The following is a 289-nucleotide window of genomic DNA, read 5'->3' on the forward strand; positions in this document are numbered from 1 at the left end:
GGTCAAGACGATCGACGGCTTCACCGCGATCCGCAACATTAACCCCGGCAAGTCATTGGTGTGGTCACGCGACGAACAGGGACACGAGGGATATAAGCTTGTCCAGAAGCGTTTCCTCGATAAGCACCCGGAAACAGTCTATCTGATGCTGCAATCCGAGAATGGCCGGGTTAAGCAGACGATCATCACGACGCTGTTACACCGCGTTTTCGCTGTCCTGCCAGAAGGCGCATCGAAAGCAGCGCAGATAGCGATTGACGGAGAGTTCTATTCCGGTCCGATTCACAAC

At 54.3% G+C, this 289-nt stretch carries 1 protein-coding gene; it reads left to right on the plus strand.

What is annotated here, in order from left to right; all coding sequences use genetic code 11:
- On the plus strand, positions 1 to 289 hold a 289-nt coding region (locus AF337_RS04760), incomplete at both ends, for a polymorphic toxin-type HINT domain-containing protein (RefSeq protein WP_202813697.1).

Source organism: Rhizobium ecuadorense, assembly GCF_001187535.1.
GTDB lineage: Bacteria > Pseudomonadota > Alphaproteobacteria > Rhizobiales > Rhizobiaceae > Rhizobium > Rhizobium ecuadorense.